The following is a 17,407-nucleotide window of genomic DNA, read 5'->3' on the forward strand; positions in this document are numbered from 1 at the left end:
AGAGTGGATGCCCGGGTCAAGCCCGGGCATGACGATATTGGTGCGTGAAGATATTGTTCGTTAAGCCGGCAAATCGGCGAGGCGCGCTTCGATGGCGGCCTGCAGCGGCAGGCTGGGCTGGGCGCCGGGATGGAGGCAGGCGAGTGCGCCGCCCACCGAGGCATAGCGCAGAGCTTCGGCGAGATCCTTGCCGCGATCGATGGCCGCTGCAAAACCACCGACGAAGGAATCGCCAGCCCCCACGGTATCGACCGGCTGGATCTTCAAGGCGCCGACCGATAGATCGCTGCCATCCTTGAGATAGGCGGCGGCACCGGCGGCACCTAATGTCACGATGACGGTGGTCTTGCTGGCCCCGGCAATGAACTTCGCCGCAGTGCGCGCATCGTCGATCGGATTGCCCAGGCTTGCCGCGATCTGCCGCGCTTCATTTTCATTGACGATCAGCCAATCGACCAGCGGCAGCACGTCGGTCGGGATCGGCGCGGCTGGCGCCACGTTCAGGAGGACGCGCGTGCCCTTGACCTTGGCACGGCGAATGATCGCCCAATTCTCGGTGAGCGGCACTTCCATCTGCAGGACCAGCAGTGTCTTTGGCCCCAGCAAGCTGTCCGACAGTTGCGACGCCTTGGTCTGGCGGTTGGCACCGGAGGCGACGACGACATGATTCTCGCCAAGCTTGTCGACGCAGATGGCAGCGAGACCCGTGGGATCGGCGACCGTGGTGAGGTGGCTGAGGTCGACACCCGCCGCCCGCAAATCGGTGAGTGCCGTTTCCGCCAACGGGTCGCCGCCCACACAGCCGATCATGGTGACGGCACCGCCGGCACGGGCTGCGGCCAGCGCCTGGTTGGCGCCCTTGCCGCCCGCGGTCAGCTGATAACCCGGCCCCAACACGGTTTCACCCGGCAGCGGCAGATGATCGACGGCGATCATCACATCGACATTGAGCGATCCGAAGACGACGATCATTGCTGGACCTCGATCACGCAAACCCGTGGCACAGTTGCCGCCGGCAATTCAATGACGGTTTCGCCTGTCACCTCGATAAGGTCAAGCGGCTGATCGCCAAGTTTCGCCGCACGAACGTTGCCCGGCACGAAGAGGCGACCGCCAGCGGCCGGCACATCAAGGGCCAAGCCGTTCTTCGTGATCTCGATATGGCGGAAACGGCCAGGGATGTCGGTCGCAAAGATGACACGGTCATTGACCGTCAGCGTCATGCGGCCGCCCTTCGCTGCGATCAGCGCCTTGCCGCCGAAGGCATTCAGCGGGCCCAGCTGCCAATCGCCGGGCTGATGGGTCAACTCCCAGCCGCCCCATGGCGTCACGTCGACGATCTCGTTGACGGCCAAGAGCGGCAGCAGCAGACCCCAGCCATAGAAAAGGTCCGTGTCCGGCTGGTCGTCGGCAAGGCCGGTATCGGCGTTGAAATTTTCCGGGCATTGGCGCTTCGCCCAGGCGGTGCCGAACAGGGCTGCGCTGTCGGCAGCAAGGCTCGTCGCTTCCTGGTCGATGCCGGCGCGCTTCAGCCCCTGATAGGTCAGATAGTTGAGCGGCGGCCAGGCACGGCCGCGCCAATAGACGTTGTCATGATAGGCCGGATCGTCGCGGGTGATCGACGGCAGGCGCCATTTACCGCCGAACTTCTTTGGGTCATTGAGCGCCGTGAGCAATCCCTGCTGCTGCCCCTTGTCGGCGGCATCCGCCAGCATCGGATAGAAGCTGGTGGGGGCGAGCGGCTTCACGAAGGCACCGGACCAGCGGCGGTTGGCGAAGATCTTGCGATCTGCGTCCCAGAGGTCGTCATGTATGCGCTGGCGCAAGGCGGCAACGCGCTGGCGCAGGCGTTCGGCAATGGCCGTTTCGCCAAGCCTGTCGGCAAAGAGCGCCAGCACTTCGGCATCCACCACCAGCGCCGAGTTCAGCGCCACATCGACCGCGTCGAGGCAGCCGGTCTTGGCATCGAACACCGTCTCGTCATGGAGCGGCGAGTTGTCCATGGTGGATTCGTTCTTGGCGCCGAGCTTGGTGCCCTTGTAAAGCCCGCTGCCGACATGGGCGGAGGTCCCCCAGCCCATGAGACCCTGAACCGGCGACGCCTTGGGTGCCCCGGAGCGGCGCTCGCACCACCAATCGTGATTCTTGAGGAGACGTCGGAAGCTCGGCTCGATCAGGCTGTCATCGCCGGTGTGTTGCCAGATCTTCCAGATGACGAAAGAGCAGACCGGCAATTGCGAACGGTCGATCCAGGCGTCATTGCCGGTGATGAGGCAGGCAAGATTGCCGTCCGGCGTCTCGGTCGCCAGCACCGCCTTGACGCTTTCCTTGGCCATCTCGGCATCGAACAAGGCCGTGCCCAAGGCGTGATAGCAGATGTCGTCGAGCCACAGGCCGAAGCCGCCGAATTTCTGCGCCACCCAGGCGCGGCTCAGCGACATATAGGGCCGGTCATTGATGAAATCGTGGACCGAGTTCCACCCCACAATGTCGCGGATGGCATCAAGGTTGCCGGCGTCGCGGCCGGTTTGGCGTTGCGTCAGAGCGGGTGCTGCAGGTGCCGCCAAGGTTGCCTTCGCCTGCGCCAGCGCCTCGCCCACGGTGTCGCCGAGGCCAATGGCAAAGCGCATCGTCGGCGTTTCGTCGAAATTGTAGCGCAGGGCCGGCACGCGGCCGCGGGTGCCGCGGGACGCCAGATAGAAATAGCCTTTGACGTGATATTCTTGCGCCAGCTGCGCGCGGTCGGCATGGAACGTCGCCATCAGCGGCTTTTCATCGCCGACGACCGCGACATGGGTGCCGTCGATACTGGTCGTCAGCACACCGCTCAGCTCGTCATACTGCCATTGGATATCGGGGCGGCCTTCCACTTCGAAGACTGGCTGCACCCAGAAGCGCAGGCCCCATTCCGCGTTTTCGGTGTTGCGCCACGTACCGCGCAAGCCCAATCCCGTCGGCCGGTCCCACTGCCAGCTGAACGCCGTGCCGCAATGCTGCGCGTCGAAGGTGATCTGCCGGGCACCGACATCGCGCGGGCCGTAGGCAACGCCGCCGGCATTGGCCGGAAAATCGGTGAAGCTGTTCTTGGCGCCGGAATAGGCGCAGATGGTGACGGTGAGACCCAAGGGCAGGTGCATCATCTGCGCCGGGAATTCCGCGCGCCAGGTATTCCAATGCCGGTCTTTGGCAAGACCGGGGTAACGCGACGTCATGACCATTGCTCCAGGATTTCATCGACGGTGGCGCAGAAGACTTGAGATTTGAGGCGCCGTGGGATGACGTCGAGAATCTGGCGATGACCGTCGGGATCGCTGCTGGTCAGCGCATCGGTCGGCAGGACCACGAAATAGCCGCGATCGACAGCTTCCATCAGCGTCCCCAGGACGCAGACATCGGTTTCGACGCCGGACAGAATCAATGTGTCGGCCTGGCGGCGTTTCAGCTCGGCGACCAGCGCTGCGCTGTGGAAGGATGAATAGGTCGGCTTGTCGAAAACAGCCGTGGGATCAGTGAGCGGCAGCAGATCGGCGAGGATGTCCATTTGCGCGCCGGCGGAAAGCGTCGCCCCGGGCCACATGCGATAGAGCGCAGCCCAGGCCCCTTCCGCTTCCTCGGCTGAATGGGCGGAGATGAAGCGCGTCCAAAGCGTGTTCTTCGGCTTCGCCTTGGCAAGGCGCGAGATCGCCGGCACGATCTCATAGATGCCGGCAAAGCCCCATTGCGGGTTGGTCGCAAACACTTCCTGCATGTCGACGACGATATGCTGGCTGCGGGCGCTGAGCGGAAGCCTGGCGTGGTCGGTCACGGTTGCACCACGACATTGTCGGCCGTTTCCCATTCCAGGGTAACGGCGCTTTGCTCCGGCAGCGGTGCCCGGTTCTTGTTCTGCTCGAACACGACGAAGAGCCGGTCGCCGACGCTGATGCGGTAGGTGAGGCTGGAGCCTGAGAAGATCGCCGCCTGGACGCGTCCGATGACGCGGTTGAGGCGCGGCGCCTGGCTGCCGCCGGGTTCGATGCTGATCTTTTCCGGACGCAGGGCCACCAGCACATTGGCACCATTGGCGATGCCCTGATGGGTGACCACGATCTCGCTGCCATCCGGCATGGCGACGCGCGCCTCGTGACCCAGCACGCCCACCACTTTTCCTTCCAGGAAATTGGCCTCGCCCAGGAAGCCGGCGGCAAAGCGGTTGACCGGCCATTGATAGACGGTGCGCGGCGCACCCGCCTGCACGACCTGGCCCTTGTTGAAGATGGCGACGCGGTCGGAAAGGGTCAGCGCCTCTTCCTGGTCGTGGGTCACGAAAATGGTGGTGATGCCGATCTGGCGCTGGATGCGCCTGAGTTCCACCTGCATTTCTTGTCTCAGGTGCTTGTCGAGCGCCGAGAGCGGCTCGTCGAGCAGCAGCACCTTGGGCCGCGTCACCAGTGCCCGCGCGAGTGCCACGCGTTGCTGCTGGCCGCCGGAGAGCTGCTTGGGTCGGCGCGCTTCGTAGCCGCGAAGCTGCACGAGGTCGAGACTCTCGGCGACACGCTGCTGGATCTCAGCCGCTGGCACATTGCGCACGTCGAGCCCGAAGGCCACGTTCTCGGCCACATTCATATGCGGGAAAAGCGCGTAATTCTGGAACACCATGCCGATATTGCGCCGGTGCACCGGGATGCGGGAAATGTCGGTGCCATCGATGCGGATCTCGCCGGCATCGAGTTCGATGAAGCCGGCGATCGAGCGCAGCAAGGTGGTCTTGCCGGAACCGGAGGGTCCCAGCAGGCCGAAGAATTCGCCATCGGCGAAGGTCAGGTCGACCCCATCCAATGCTGCGACCGGGCCATAATGTTTGGCCGCGCCATTGACGGCAACTTCACTCATTTCCGGATCTTTCCCCACCAAAGCGATAGAACCTGGCCACGATCAGCATCAACCCCATCGAAACCGCGATGATGATGGTCGAGATGGCGTTGATTTCCGGCGTGAAGCCCTTGCGGATCGAGGTATAGATCTCGACCGGCAAGGTCGTGACGCCGGGCGGGGCCAGGAAGTATGAGATAACGAACTGGTCGAAGGAGACGGCAAAGGCAAAGAGCGCTGCCGCCACGACGCCCGGCGCCAGGATCGGTACCGAGACGCGGCGGAAGACCTGCCAGGGTGTCGCCCCCAGCGTCGCCGCTGCTTCCTCCAGCGCCTTGGGATAATCATTGAGGCGCGCACCCACGACGAAGATCACATAGGGAAGCGACAGCGCCACGTGGCCCAGCAGAATGGCGTGGAGGCCGCGCGCCATGCCGGGCACCCCCATGGCCTTCGCCGTCCAGAAGAAGAACACCAGCATCGCCGTACCGATGACCAGCCATGGAATGGCAATGGGCGGGAACAGCAATCCCTGCAGCAGGGTCTTGCCGCGGAAGGTGTAGCGGCCAAAGGCCACCGCCGCCATGGTACCGAACGAGGTGGCGATCACCGTATTGGCCAGCGCTATGAGCAGGCTGTTGAGGCCGGCCTTCAGCAGCTTGTCGTTTTCAGCCAGCGCCTTGAACCAGACCAGGTCGAATTCGAAAGGCAGCGCGTAGAGCGGTGATTTGTTGAAGGCGAAGAGCGCCATCACCAGGATCGGCAAATAGAGGAAGACCAGCACCAGGAGGAGATAGAAGCGGATGCCGCCGTCGAGAAGCCGCTTCATGCATTGCCTCCCTGCTTGCGAAGGAAGGGATAGAGCAGCCCGAAGATGATCAGCACGATGGCGAGCAGGATGAAGGACAAGGCCGAGCCCAGCGGCCAATTGGCCGTCACGGTGAACTGCTCTTCGATATTCATGCCGAGTGTCGCCCCCTTGGTGCCGCCGAGGATGCGGGGTTCCATGAACGAACCGATGACCGGCACGAAGATGAGGGCAGCGCCCGAAATGATGCCGGGCAGGCTCAACGGCAGCACCACGCGCCAGAACGTCGTGAATGCCGTGGCGCCGAGCGACCGCCCAGCCTCGATGAGGCTGTCATCGATCGCCTGCAAGGCGATGTAGCAGGTGAGGATCATGTAAGGGAGATATGAATGCGTGAGGCCGATGATGACGGCCGGATAGCTGTAGAGAAGATCGAAGGTGGGTGCCCCCGGGAACATCGCCTGGACGCTCATATCGACGATGCCGTTCGAGCGCAGCACCATGGTCCAGGAGAAGATGCGCACCAGAGCGTTCGACCAGAAGGGCAGCACGATGAGGAGGAAGATCGCCTCGCGCCAGCGCCCCTTGATGCGCTTGGCCAGCGCATAGGCCGCCGGATAGCCGATGAGCAGGCAGAACAAGGTAACCCACAAGCCCAACTGTACCGACCACATGGTCAGCGGCCAGTAGAAGCCCTTGGTGAAATAGGCACGGTAATTGTCGAGCGTGAAACTGGCCGGCTTCGGAATGAGCGGCGACTTATCAAGGAAGCTCAAGGCCAGCATGGCCAGAAGCGGCAGGAAAATCGTGCAGGCGAGCCACAGATAGGCCGGCCCGGTGAGGGTCAAAATGGCCCAGCGTGTGCGCGTCGTCGGTGTCATCCTATTCCCCTTGAACGAAAGACGCCGCCCCACCCTTTCAGGTTCGGGGCGGCGTCCCTGCGTTCACCCCAAGTTCGTTACTTCGCGAACTCGGTCTTAACTTCGGTCCAAAGATCAGAGAAATCCTGGCGCTCCTTATCGGTGAGCGGCGCCATGAATTGCAGCCGCTTGATGGCTGCCTGGTCGGAATAAAGGGTCTTGTCGTCGCCTTCGGGCATCGCCGCCATCGCCGCATTGTTGGCCGAGGCCGGAGCACCGATCTTGGTGGCCCATTCGACATAGAAGGTCGGGTCGATCATGAAATCGATGAACTTATGGGCACCTTCGGCATTGGGCGCGTCCTTGCCGATGGCAAGGCCGTCGAACCAGCCGACAGCACCCTCATCCGGCACGACGAAGCCGACCGGCAGCTTGAAATTGTTCTTCGAGCGCAGGGCCGAACCCGACCAGTAGACCGAGATGTCGAAGGTCTTGGCCTGGAACGACTTGTTCCACTCGTCTTCCGAGGTCCACAGCATGGCGATGTTGGGCTTCAGGGCGAGGAGCTTTTCCTTCACCTTGGCAAGGTCCTTCGGGTGGTTCATGTCCTGGCCCGTGGCGATGGCGCCAAAGCTGACCGCCTCGATCGCGTCATCGCGGAACGAAACGCGCTTGGCGAGCTTCGAATCCCAAAGGGTTTCTAGCGATTTCGGCGCTTCCTTGAAGACTTCGGTCGAATAGCCGATCGCCGTGATGCCCCAGACCCAAGAGACGCCATAGACCTTGCCGTCGGCTTCCAAGAGCGGCGAGTCGCGGAAGGCCGGGTTGAGATCGCCGTAATGGCTGATCTGCGCGGTATCGATCGGCTGGATGACGCCGAGTTCCGAGGCGCGATCGTTCCAGGCGGAATTGGTGACGATGACGTCGTAGGTGCCCGGATTGGTCTGCAGCTTGGTGATCATCTCCGATTCGGAGTTGTAATAATCGTGCACGACATCGAGGCCGGTCGCCTTCTTGAAGATCTCAAGCGCCCATTTCTCGTCCGTGCCGTAACCCTGCCAGTTCAAGACCTTCACTTCGCCGGCCGCCATGGCAAGGCGGCTGACGAAGGGCGCCACACCGGCACCCAGGGCCAGGGCCGAGGCCCCCGCCACAAATTTGCGCCGCGACACAGTGCCGAGGCCAGCATTAAGCCCACGCATCTTCCCAGTCATTTTTCGTCCTCCTCACGGGCACACGAAGCGGTGCCTTCGGGACCGAGCAAAACATGGTTTATGGTCACATTCAAGGGAAGATCGTTTGCATGCAAACAATCTTCCGGTCACCTCTGCTTGAGGGGCCGGGGCGCAATCGTTAGGTTGACCGGATGCACAGATTTTTGCACTGCAGCGAAGCGCGCCGCCGCCGCACTTGACTAAAGCCAGGGCCGCCGCCGTGATGGCTGGCAGTCGCATTCACGAGGATTCGGAAACGCCCATGTCGCATCCGCAGCATCTTCCCAGCGGGGTCGGGACGCCCCAAGCTGACGGGGCGCCGCTGGTGGCGCGGACCCGGTTCCCGTTGCTCCGCAACCAGCCGGACCTGGTCTATCTCGACAGCGCCGCCAGCGCCCAGAAGCCGGATGTGGTCATCGACCGGCTGACGCGCTTCTACACGGGTGAATATGCCAATATCCATCGTGGGCTTTACCCCTTAAGCGAGATTGCGACGGAAAATTACGACGCGGCGCGGACGCGGGTCGCGCGCTTCCTCAATGCCGGCCGGGATGAGGTCATCTTCACCCATAATGCGACCGAGGGGACAAACCTGGTGGCGCATGCCTTCGGCGACGCCAATCTCAGGCCCGGCGACCTCATCCTCACGACCCTCCTCGAACACCACGCCAATATCGTGCCCTGGCAGCTCCTCAAGGAGCGCCGGCACCTGCGTCTCGCGGCGGTGCCGATCGATGCCCATGGCGATCTCGACCTCGAGCGGTTCGAGATGTTGTTGTCGCGCGAGCCGAAACTGGTCTGCGTCACGGCCGCTGCCAACACCATCGGCACGGTGACGCCGCTTAAAGAGATCGTCGCCATGGCGCACCGGGCCGGGGCCTTGGTCATGGTCGATGCGGCGCAGGCGGCCCCGCATTTCCGCCTCGATGTCAGGGATCTCGACTGCGATTTCCTCACCATCACGGGCCACAAGCTCTACGGCCCCGATGGCATCGGCGCCCTCTATGTGAAGGAAAAGCTGCTGGCCGATCTGCCGCCCTTCATGGGCGGCGGCGGCATCATCCGCTCGGTCAGCATCGATCACACGGACTATGCCGCCGGACCCCGCCGCTTCGAGGCCGGCACGCCGGCGATCGGCGCTGCCATCGCGTTGGCGACCGCGCTCGACTTCATCGACGAGATCGGCTTTGGGGCCATTGCAGCCCATGATGCCGCCTTGACCGACTATGCCGCTGGTCGGTTGGCCGAGATTTCCGGCCTCAAGATCCTGGGGCGTCCGCAGCACCGCATCGGCATCCTGTCCTTCACCTTGGATGGGATCCACCCGCACGACATCGGCACGCTGCTGGGCGAAAGCCGCATCTGCATTCGCGCCGGCCACCACTGCGCGCAGCCGCTGATGGAGCATTTCGGTGTTACCGGCACGGCCAGGGCTTCCTTCGGCGTCCATAACACAACCCAGGATGTCGACCGGCTGGTTGACAGCCTTGCCCGCGTGCGGCAGATGCTGCGCTGACACCTTCGACAATTCGCGTGAGTAAGCTTCCATGATCGTCATCATTCCCGACGTCCTCACCGTGGACGAACAATCGCAGCTTCGCTTGCTGGCCTCGCAGTCGAACTTCGTCGATGGCAAAGAGACGGCCGGGTTCCGGGCCAAGATGGTCAAGAACAACGAGCAGGTCGCCAAGGACGCCGCCAACAAGCGGCAGCTCCAGGAAATTGTCGTCGCGGCACTCAACCGGTCGAAGGATTTCCGCCGCGGCGCCATCCCCTTCCGCATCCGCCCGCCGCTGATCAGCCGCTACCGGCCAGGGATGACCTATGGCCCCCACATCGATGACGCATTGATGGGGTCGGCCACCAGCCGTGACCGCACCGATGTCTCCTGCACCGTCTTCATCAATGACGCCTCGGAGTATGAGGGCGGCGAGCTTGTCATCCACTCCCCCTTCGGCGTCCAGGAAGTGAAACTGCCCGCGCGCTATGCCGTGATCTACCCGTCCGGCACGCTGCATGAGGTGGCCGAGGTGACCAAGGGCGAGCGCCTGGTGGCGGTCACCTGGATCCAATCCTATGTCCGCGACGAGCGGCACCGGCAGTTCCTGTCGGACGCATTGGAGGTGCGCGACAAGCTGCACACGATCGACCCGAAGATGGTGGAAGCGGATACCGCCTCGCGCCTTTACACCAACCTGTTGCGCATGTGGGCCGAAACCTGACGCCTCATGGCCCGAAAGCGTCGGCGAAGAAATCCGCCATCTCGGTGAGCCAGCGGGCACGGTTGCCAGCCTTGTAGATGCCGTGGCCTTCGTCGGGGAAGGTCAGCAGCCGATAGGGAATGCCGCGGGCATCAAGATCCTTGACGGCCATGTCCGTGTTGGCTGGCGAGACATTGCTGTCGGCGAGGCCATGGACGATCATGAGCCGGCCCTTGATCCGGTCGACGAAGTTGCGCGGTGAGGCATTGAAGTAGCGTTCCGGAAACTCTTCCGGCGTGCCGCCCATCATCTCCTCGCTATAGGCGCGGCCATGGGGCATCTCGGTATTGCGGTAATCGATGCCAAGCTCATACATGCCGCAGATGGCGCAGGCCGCATCGACCAGGTCTGAGAAGCGCGTGATGGCCACCCAGGACGAATAGCCGCCGTAAGACAAGCCAGCGACGCCGATCCGCCCGGTCCTCGCTTTGCCGGCAGCGATCAGCGCCTCGATGCCGGCGCGAATGTCTTCCTGTTCACGACCACCCCAGCCATCCTGCTTGATCGCCTCGCGGAAGGGTATGCCGAAGCCGGTGGAGCCGCGGTAATTGGGATCGAGCACGGTGAAACCAGCAGCAACCAGGAACTGCACCACCGGGTTGACCCAATCCTCGCTGTGCCAGGTGGGACCACCATGCACCCAGACGACGAGGCCCCGGCTTGCGCCCGCAGGCTCGTAGAGCCAGCCCTGGACCGGGATGCCGTCCCTCGACGCCCAGCGGAAATCCTGCGCCGCCGCGAAATCTCGTGGCGCTCCTTCGGCAGCCGAGACCGCCAGGGACTGCACATTCGACCCCGCCGGGCCGATGCGCCAGAAGGCGTGGGGCGCCGTCGAGCGATAGGCTTCAAAAATCCAGTCACCGCCAGGATGCTGCTGCAGCGGCAACAGACTGACGCCCATCTGCGGCAGCGGCGTTTCGCGACCGCTCTCGAAATCGAGCAGGCGTGGCATCAGACGGGCCGCGTTGACCTCGCACAGCATCGCCTGATGGCCGCCGTGGCCCACGACGACGTTTTCGATATTGCGCGCCGGATCATCCACCAGCCAGCGGATGTCGCCGCGCTCAAGGTCGAGCACGCCAATCCGCGCATGCGTTTCCGTTTCCGCCTGGATGAGAAGGCGCGCGTCATCGAGCCAGTGCCCATAGGCGCGGAAACGATCCCCGGCGCTGAACAGGAGCCTGTCGTCGCTGCCATCCCAATGGGCCATCCAGACCTGCGTCCCGGCCGGGTGCAGATCGCCCCGGTGATAGAGCACGCGCCGGCCATCGTGGCTGATCTCGGGGGCGCGTTCGACCATCGACAGCGCGCGAGCGATCACGCGGCGGGTGCCCGTGGCCAAGTCCTGCACATAGAGCCAGGAACCAGCCGTGGTCTTGCCCGAGGCGTAATCGACATCTGCCGTATAGAGGATCGAGCGGCCGTCGGGATGGAAGCTGCCGCCAAAGACATAGTGATCGGATTGTTCCGGCGTCAGCGGCTGCAATTCGCCGCTCTCTCGCGTGAGCAGAAACAGCCGGTCGTGTTCGTTGCTGCCGCGGCTCTGCGCGACGATGAGGCGGCTGCCATCGGAGGCGATGCCGTTGACATTGAAATGATCGGTGCCGTCCGTCAGCTGGCGCGGTGCCGCGCTGCCATCGGTCGGCACGATCCAGACATTGGCGGTGTCGGCAAGGCCAGTCCAGGACCAGGCCAGCCAATTGCCATCTGCCGACACATGCGGCGACCCGATGATCGGGTAGCGCGACCAGAGCGCGGCGAGGTCGGCAAACCGGGATGTCATGCAAAGGCGACCGCAAAGAAGGCGGCGATGCGCTTATAAAGGACGCGCTGGTTGGCCGGGCGGCCGATGCCGTGGCCTTCGTCGTCGAAGGTGAGCAGTTCGTAATCGATGCCAGCGGCTTTTAGGCGCGTCACCACGTCGATCACGTTCTGCGGCGTCACATTGGGATCGTTCTCGCCCTGGACGATCAGCAGCTTGCCCCTGATATCGCCCACGAAATGAATGGGCGAGCGGTCATGGAAGCGTTGCGGCGCGGTGGTGGGCGAACCACCCATCATTTCTTCGGAATAGGGCCGCAGATCCGGCCGCGTCGTCTCGAAATCCACCACCAGATCGGTCATGCCGCAAATTGGTGCCGCAGCCGCAATCGTCTCGGTCGGGAAATGCGTGATCGCCCACCAGGAGGAATAGCCGCCATAGGAGGTGCCGGTGATGCCGATGCGGCCCTTCGATGCGATGCCGTCGCGGATCAAGGCTTCGGCGCCGGTGCGGATATCCGCCTGCTCCATGCCGCCCCACCCTTCGACCTTGATCGAGTCTTCGAAGGCCAGGCTGAAGCCGGTCGAGCCGCGGTAATTGGGCGTCATCACATGGAAGCCGCAGGCGAGATAATACTGGATCTCCGGGTCATAGGCGTCTTCGTCGTGATGCGTCGGTCCGCCATGAACCAGCAGGATGGTGCCGCGCACCGGCTGCCTGGTGCGGAACAGCCAGCCCTGAATTTCCAGCCCATCGTCAGATTTCCAGCGGTAATCCTCGGCCGGCGCCAATTCCTCTGGCGCCATGCCGGGCCGGGTCGGATGCTGGGCGAGGACACCAGCCAGCCGATAGGGAGCAGCCTGCGTCAAGCGCAACAGGCGCGGTGGCGTCTGTGCATCGTAATGCCAGGTGATCCAATGGCCATCCGGCGTCAGACCGATCGGATCATAGCTGCCGGGGCCGGGCGCAAACGCCGTCTCTTGGCCGGTGGCGGGATCGAGGAAGGACATATGCGTGCGCGCGGCGCGCACTTCTTCGATGACGAGGGCATTGGTGCGGCGCAACCACACGGCATCCTCGACATTGCGATGGGGATCATCGACCAGCCAGTCGATCTCCCCACTCGCCAAGTGCCACAGGCCGATCCGCCGGTGTGGCTTGCCCTCGGCCGCCAGCACGACCGACCGCGCATCCGGCGACCAGGCGCCGTCGACCTTGGCCTTGGCACCGACATTGACGATTTCGCGGTCGGAACTGCCATCGATCGCTGCCAGCCACAATTGCGTGCCGGCAGGGTCGAGATCCTTGCGCTCGTAAAGCACATATTTGTCGTCCGGCGAGACCAGCGGCCACATGAAGGCGGCCTTTTCCGGCCGCGCGATGACCGACTTCGCACCGGTTTCGATGTCGTGGACATAGATCAGGGCCGGCTCGATCTCCTCCCCGCTCACCGGATCGACATTGGCCGCGTAAACGAGCCTTCGGTTGTCGGCCAGCAGCTGCCCGCCATGGATATAGTAGTCGGGTTCCTCCGGCGTCAGCCGGCGGGGCGGTCGACCATCGAGGAAGACCTGCAGCAGCGTGGTCCGCTCATCGCCGCCACTCGATTGACCGACGACGATCGACTTTCCGTCGCGTGCCCAGATGAAGTAGTCGCAATCCAGCCCGTCATCGACCAGGCAGCGGGGTGCCACGCTGCCATCTGATGGCTGCAGCCAGAGCTGCGTCGTCGGGCTGAGCTTCGCCCAGATCCAGGCGAGCTCTGTGCCGTCCGGCGACAGGCCGGCGGAATAGATCGTCGGCAGATCGAGCAGACGATCGAGGAAGGCATCCTGGGCGGAAAGGTCGGGTTGCATCATAGGGGCGGCTGATCGATATGGTGGCAGGCGGCGATATGTCCTTCAGCATAGCGCAACAGCGGCGGTTCCGCCTGCCCGCAAATGGCGCTCGCCTTGGGGCAGCGCGATTGAAAGCGGCAGCCGGCGGGCGGGTTGATGGGCGAGGGCAAATCACCTTCCAGCAGCAGCCGCTCGCGCCCCCGCTCCAGCCTTGGATCGGCGATGGGCACGGCTGAAATCAACGCCTCGGTATAGGGATGGAGCGGCCGCGCATAGAGATCGTCGCGCTCGGCCACCTCCATCACCTTGCCGAGATAAAGCACCATGATGCGGTGGCTGATATGCCGCACCACCGCCAGATTGTGCGAGATGAACAGCAAGGAGAGGCCCAGCTCGCGCTGGATCTGCATCAAGAGGTTGATGATCTGCGCCTGGATCGAGACATCGAGCGCCGAGACCGGTTCGTCGCAGACGATGAGCTTGGGTTTGAGGATGATGGCGCGGGCGATACCGATGCGCTGGCACTGGCCGCCGGAGAATTCATGGGGAAAGCGGTTGGCCATGGCGGGTGAAAGGCCAACCAGCGCCATCGTCTCCAATACGCGGCGTTTCACCTCTGCCCGGCCAAGCTCCGGATGGAAAATGCGCAAGGGCTTGCCGATGATGGTTTCGACCGACATGCGTGGATCGAGCGAGGCCAATGGATCCTGGAAGATAATCTGCATGTGCCGGCGTGCTTCGCGCATGGCGCGGGTATCGAGCGCAAGGAGGTCATTGCCCATCCACAGCACGCGGCCATCCGTCGGTTGGATGAGGCGCAGGATGGCGCGGCCGAGCGTCGTCTTGCCGCAGCCGGATTCACCGACGATGCCCAGCGTTTCACCGGCCTTCAGCTCAAGCGAGACACCGTCGACCGCGCGAACCGGCGCACCCTGACCGCCAAAGAGGTGTGCCGCCCGCATCGGGAAGTGCACCTTTAGGTCGTCGACCTTCAGCAATGTCTCGCTCATGCCCGCACCTCACGCAGATGGCAGGCGAGGCGGTGGCCGGCGGCGCCCGCCTTCAACGGCGGCGTTTCGTTGCAGACCGGTTGCTTCAGCCCACAGCGCGGCGCAAAGGGACAGCCTGTAATATCGCCCATGGCGGCCCGTGGTTGGCCGGGAATGGTACGCAGCTCGCCATGCGTTGCCGCGTCGAGCCGAGGCGTCGCGGCGAGCAGGCCGGTGGTGTAGGGATGGCGCGTATCATGGAAGATATCGTCAATCGCCCCTTCCTCCATGACCCGCCCGCCGTAAAGCACCAGCACCCGGTCGCAGAGCCTGGCAATGACCCCAAGATCGTGGGTAACGATGGCGATGGCGGTGCCAAGATCGCGGCCCAGTTCGGCCATCAACTCCAGGATCTGCGCCTGGACGGTGACGTCGAGTGCGGTCGTCGGCTCGTCGGCCAGCAGCAGCATTGGCTTACACAGCAAGGCCATGGCGATCATGACACGCTGGCGCATGCCGCCCGAGAATTCATGTGGGAAAAGCTGGATGCGGCGGCGGGCATCGGGAATGCGCACCCGCTCCAGCATCTCGACCGCAACCTTCAAGGCCTGCACCTCCGATAGGCCCTGGTGGATGGTGAGCACCTCGGTCAACTGCTCGCTCACCCGCATATAGGGATTGAGCGAGGTCATCGGGTCCTGGAAGATCATGGAGAGAGCCGAGCCGCGAATGCCGTCGAGTTCGGCAGTCGGGCGATTGAGCAGTTCCGTGCCGCGAAAACGCACGCTGCCCGACGCGCGGCCGTTGCTGGCCAGCAATCCCATGACTGAGAGCAGGATCTGGCTCTTGCCCGAGCCGGATTCGCCGACGATGCCCACCACCTCGCCAGGACGGATCTCGAAGCCGACGCCATCGACCGCCGTCACCCAGCCTTGCGGCAGCTTGAAGCGGACCGAGAGATCCTCGACCGCCAGGAGGGGCACCCCGGGAATACCCGGCTCAGCGCTCATTGGGGTCGAAGGCATCGCGCAAGCCATCCGTGATGTAGTTGAGGCAGAAGAGCGTCAAGGCAAGGAACGCACCGGGCAGCAGCAGCAGCCTGGGGTCGGTTTCGAGATTGTCGGCACCGCTGTTGATGAGCGTGCCCCAGCTGGCCGCCGGCGCCTGCACGCCGATGCCGAGGAAGGAGAGGAAGCTCTCGGTCAGGATCGCTTCCAGCACCAAGAGGCTTGAATAGACGATGACGACATTGACCGAATTGGGCGCCACATGCTGGCAGATGATCTGCCACGAGCTCATGCCGCCAGCACGCGCCGCCTCGACGAATTCGCGGTTCCTGAGGCTGACCGCCTGGCCGCGGGCGATAACGGCGGGTGTCAGCCATAATGTGATCACCACGGCGATGAACAGCGAGACGTTCTTCATGCCGAGGAGGTCGCCGAGGCTCACATTGATCATGATCACCAGGAACATGAATGGGACGCTGAGGAGGATGTCGACGAAGCGCATCATCAGATCGTCGACGCGGCCGCCGAGATAGCCGGCGGCGGCGCCATAGACGACACTGATGGCGACCGAGGCCAAAGCGCCGACAAAGCCCAGCGCCAGGGAGACGCGGCCGCCATCCAGGACGCGCAGCAGCAGGTCGCGTCCCAGATCATCGGTGCCGAAGGGATGCAACGAGAGGAGGTCGATCGGTGCCGAGATATTGTCGAAATCGGCGTCCTCTACCGAGAACGGCATGAAGAACGGCGCCACGAAGCAGGCGAGGATGATGAGCACCAGGACAACGAGGCTGACGACGGCAAGCCTGTTGCGCGTGAAGCGATAGAGCGAGGCGCGGAAGGGTGACAGTCCGCGGGCGGCCGCCGATGCACCTGTGCTTTGCGCGACCTCAGTCATAGCTCACCTTCGGGTCGAGCCAGGAGCGGGCAATATCCGTCACCAGATTGGCGCCGATGACGATGGCGCCGTAGAACATGGTGACGCCCATGACCAGCGGATAGTCACGCCCCGTCGCCCCTTCGACGAAATAGCGGCCGATGCCGGGGATCTGGAAGATCTTCTCAATGACGATCGAGCCGGTGATGGTGATGGCTGTGGCCGGCCCCAGATAGGCGACGACCGGCAAGATGGCGCCGCGCAGGGCATGGCGGACTATCGTACGCCTTGCGCCGATACCCTTGGCGCGCGCGGTGCGCACGTAATTGCTGCGCATCGTTTCGATCATGCTGGCCCGCATCAGCCGCGAGACATAGGCGATGCCAGGGAGCGACAGGGTGATGATGGGCAGAATCTTGAAGGTCCAGCTGCCATCCCAGCCGGCGATCGGCAACCAGCGTAGATCCAGCCCCAGCACCAATTGCAGCACCGGGCCAATGACGAAGACCGGGATGGCGAGACCCAGCATGGCGATGGCGCCGGCACCGTAATCGATCGAGGTGTTGCGCCGCAAGGCACCGGCGATGCCGAGTGCCAGGCCGATGACGGTCGAGATGATCATCGCCCAGAGGCCGACTTCGAGCGAGGTAGGCAGGCCGATGGCGATGAGTTCCGAGACGTTATAGTCGCGGTACTTCATCGACGGGCCGAAATCGAAATGGAGGACGCCCCATATCCAGCGACCGAACTGCATCCACAAGGGTTCGTCGAGATGGAAGGCACGCTCGACATTGGCGCGGATTTCGTCGGGCACGCGGCGGTTGCCGGAGAACGGCCCGCCGGGCGCCACGCGCATCATGAAGAAGCTGATAATGGCGAGCGCCACCAGCGTCGGAAGGGCGCCGAGAATGCGGCGGATGGCATAGGCGAACATGGCGTCTGG

Annotated in this window: 15 protein-coding genes; 2 read left to right on the forward strand and 13 right to left on the reverse strand. The window is 63.6% G+C overall.

Annotated elements, in window-relative coordinates:
- Positions 1 to 60 precede the first annotated feature (60 nt).
- The 7 genes from SMD31_RS04715 to SMD31_RS04745 all read right to left on the reverse strand — a co-directional run bounded on the left by SMD31_RS04715 (position 61) and on the right by SMD31_RS04745 (position 7,733).
- Positions 61 to 972, reverse strand: coding sequence for a ribokinase (locus tag SMD31_RS04715; protein ID WP_320499572.1), 912 nt, complete (start codon positions 970 to 972; stop codon positions 61 to 63).
- Complete coding sequence (locus SMD31_RS04720) at positions 969 to 3,212, reverse strand: MGH1-like glycoside hydrolase domain-containing protein (protein ID WP_320499573.1); 2,244 nt, start codon at positions 3,210 to 3,212, stop codon at positions 969 to 971. Before SMD31_RS04720 ends, SMD31_RS04715 begins: the two co-directional genes overlap by 4 nt.
- Positions 3,209 to 3,805: a cysteine hydrolase family protein gene (locus SMD31_RS04725; protein ID WP_320499574.1), complete on the reverse strand. Its 597-nt coding sequence runs from the start codon at positions 3,803 to 3,805 to the stop codon at positions 3,209 to 3,211. Before SMD31_RS04725 ends, SMD31_RS04720 begins: the two co-directional genes overlap by 4 nt.
- Positions 3,802 to 4,872 (reverse strand): ABC transporter ATP-binding protein, encoded by a 1,071-nt coding sequence (locus tag SMD31_RS04730; RefSeq protein WP_320499575.1) that lies wholly within the window; start codon positions 4,870 to 4,872, stop codon positions 3,802 to 3,804. Before SMD31_RS04730 ends, SMD31_RS04725 begins: the two co-directional genes overlap by 4 nt.
- A complete protein-coding gene (locus SMD31_RS04735) occupies positions 4,865 to 5,680 on the reverse strand; it encodes an ABC transporter permease (RefSeq protein ID WP_320499576.1) in 816 nt (271 codons plus the stop codon). Before SMD31_RS04735 ends, SMD31_RS04730 begins: the two co-directional genes overlap by 8 nt.
- Entirely contained in the window at positions 5,677 to 6,540 is an 864-nt protein-coding gene (locus SMD31_RS04740) for an ABC transporter permease (protein ID WP_320499577.1), read from the reverse strand. The genes SMD31_RS04735 and SMD31_RS04740 overlap by 4 nt, the downstream gene beginning before the upstream one ends.
- 77 nt (positions 6,541 to 6,617) lie before the next feature.
- Entirely contained in the window at positions 6,618 to 7,733 is a 1,116-nt protein-coding gene (locus tag SMD31_RS04745) for an ABC transporter substrate-binding protein (RefSeq protein ID WP_320499578.1), read from the reverse strand.
- Between the two features lie 262 nt (positions 7,734 to 7,995).
- Here SMD31_RS04745 and SMD31_RS04750 point away from each other — a divergent pair, with 262 nt between their 5' ends.
- Positions 7,996 to 9,249 carry an aminotransferase class V-fold PLP-dependent enzyme gene (locus SMD31_RS04750; protein ID WP_320499579.1) on the forward strand — a complete coding sequence of 418 codons (1,254 nt, stop codon included), beginning with the start codon at positions 7,996 to 7,998 and terminating at the stop codon, positions 9,247 to 9,249.
- Between the two features lie 31 nt (positions 9,250 to 9,280).
- Positions 9,281 to 9,955 carry a Fe2+-dependent dioxygenase gene (locus SMD31_RS04755; RefSeq protein WP_320499580.1) on the forward strand — a complete coding sequence of 225 codons (675 nt, stop codon included), beginning with the start codon at positions 9,281 to 9,283 and terminating at the stop codon, positions 9,953 to 9,955.
- Between the two features lie 4 nt (positions 9,956 to 9,959).
- Here SMD31_RS04755 and SMD31_RS04760 read toward each other — a convergent pair whose 3' ends face one another.
- Genes SMD31_RS04760 through SMD31_RS04785 form a run of 6 tightly spaced genes read right to left on the reverse strand, consistent with a single transcriptional unit; the run spans position 9,960 to position 17,398 of the window.
- A complete protein-coding gene (locus tag SMD31_RS04760) occupies positions 9,960 to 11,777 on the reverse strand; it encodes a S9 family peptidase (RefSeq protein WP_320499582.1) in 1,818 nt (605 codons plus the stop codon).
- Positions 11,774 to 13,615: a S9 family peptidase gene (locus SMD31_RS04765; RefSeq protein WP_320499585.1), complete on the reverse strand. Its 1,842-nt coding sequence runs from the start codon at positions 13,613 to 13,615 to the stop codon at positions 11,774 to 11,776. Before SMD31_RS04765 ends, SMD31_RS04760 begins: the two co-directional genes overlap by 4 nt.
- Complete coding sequence (locus tag SMD31_RS04770) at positions 13,612 to 14,604, reverse strand: ABC transporter ATP-binding protein (protein WP_320499587.1); 993 nt, start codon at positions 14,602 to 14,604, stop codon at positions 13,612 to 13,614. Before SMD31_RS04770 ends, SMD31_RS04765 begins: the two co-directional genes overlap by 4 nt.
- Positions 14,601 to 15,608, reverse strand: coding sequence for an ABC transporter ATP-binding protein (locus SMD31_RS04775; protein ID WP_320499589.1), 1,008 nt, complete (start codon positions 15,606 to 15,608; stop codon positions 14,601 to 14,603). Before SMD31_RS04775 ends, SMD31_RS04770 begins: the two co-directional genes overlap by 4 nt.
- Positions 15,583 to 16,485: an ABC transporter permease gene (locus SMD31_RS04780; RefSeq protein WP_320499591.1), complete on the reverse strand. Its 903-nt coding sequence runs from the start codon at positions 16,483 to 16,485 to the stop codon at positions 15,583 to 15,585. Before SMD31_RS04780 ends, SMD31_RS04775 begins: the two co-directional genes overlap by 26 nt.
- Entirely contained in the window at positions 16,478 to 17,398 is a 921-nt protein-coding gene (locus SMD31_RS04785; RefSeq protein ID WP_320499593.1) for an ABC transporter permease, read from the reverse strand. Before SMD31_RS04785 ends, SMD31_RS04780 begins: the two co-directional genes overlap by 8 nt.
- Positions 17,399 to 17,407 lie beyond the last annotated feature (9 nt).

It is taken from the genome of Dongia rigui (genome assembly GCF_034044635.1).
Lineage (GTDB): Bacteria > Pseudomonadota > Alphaproteobacteria > Dongiales > Dongiaceae > Dongia > Dongia rigui.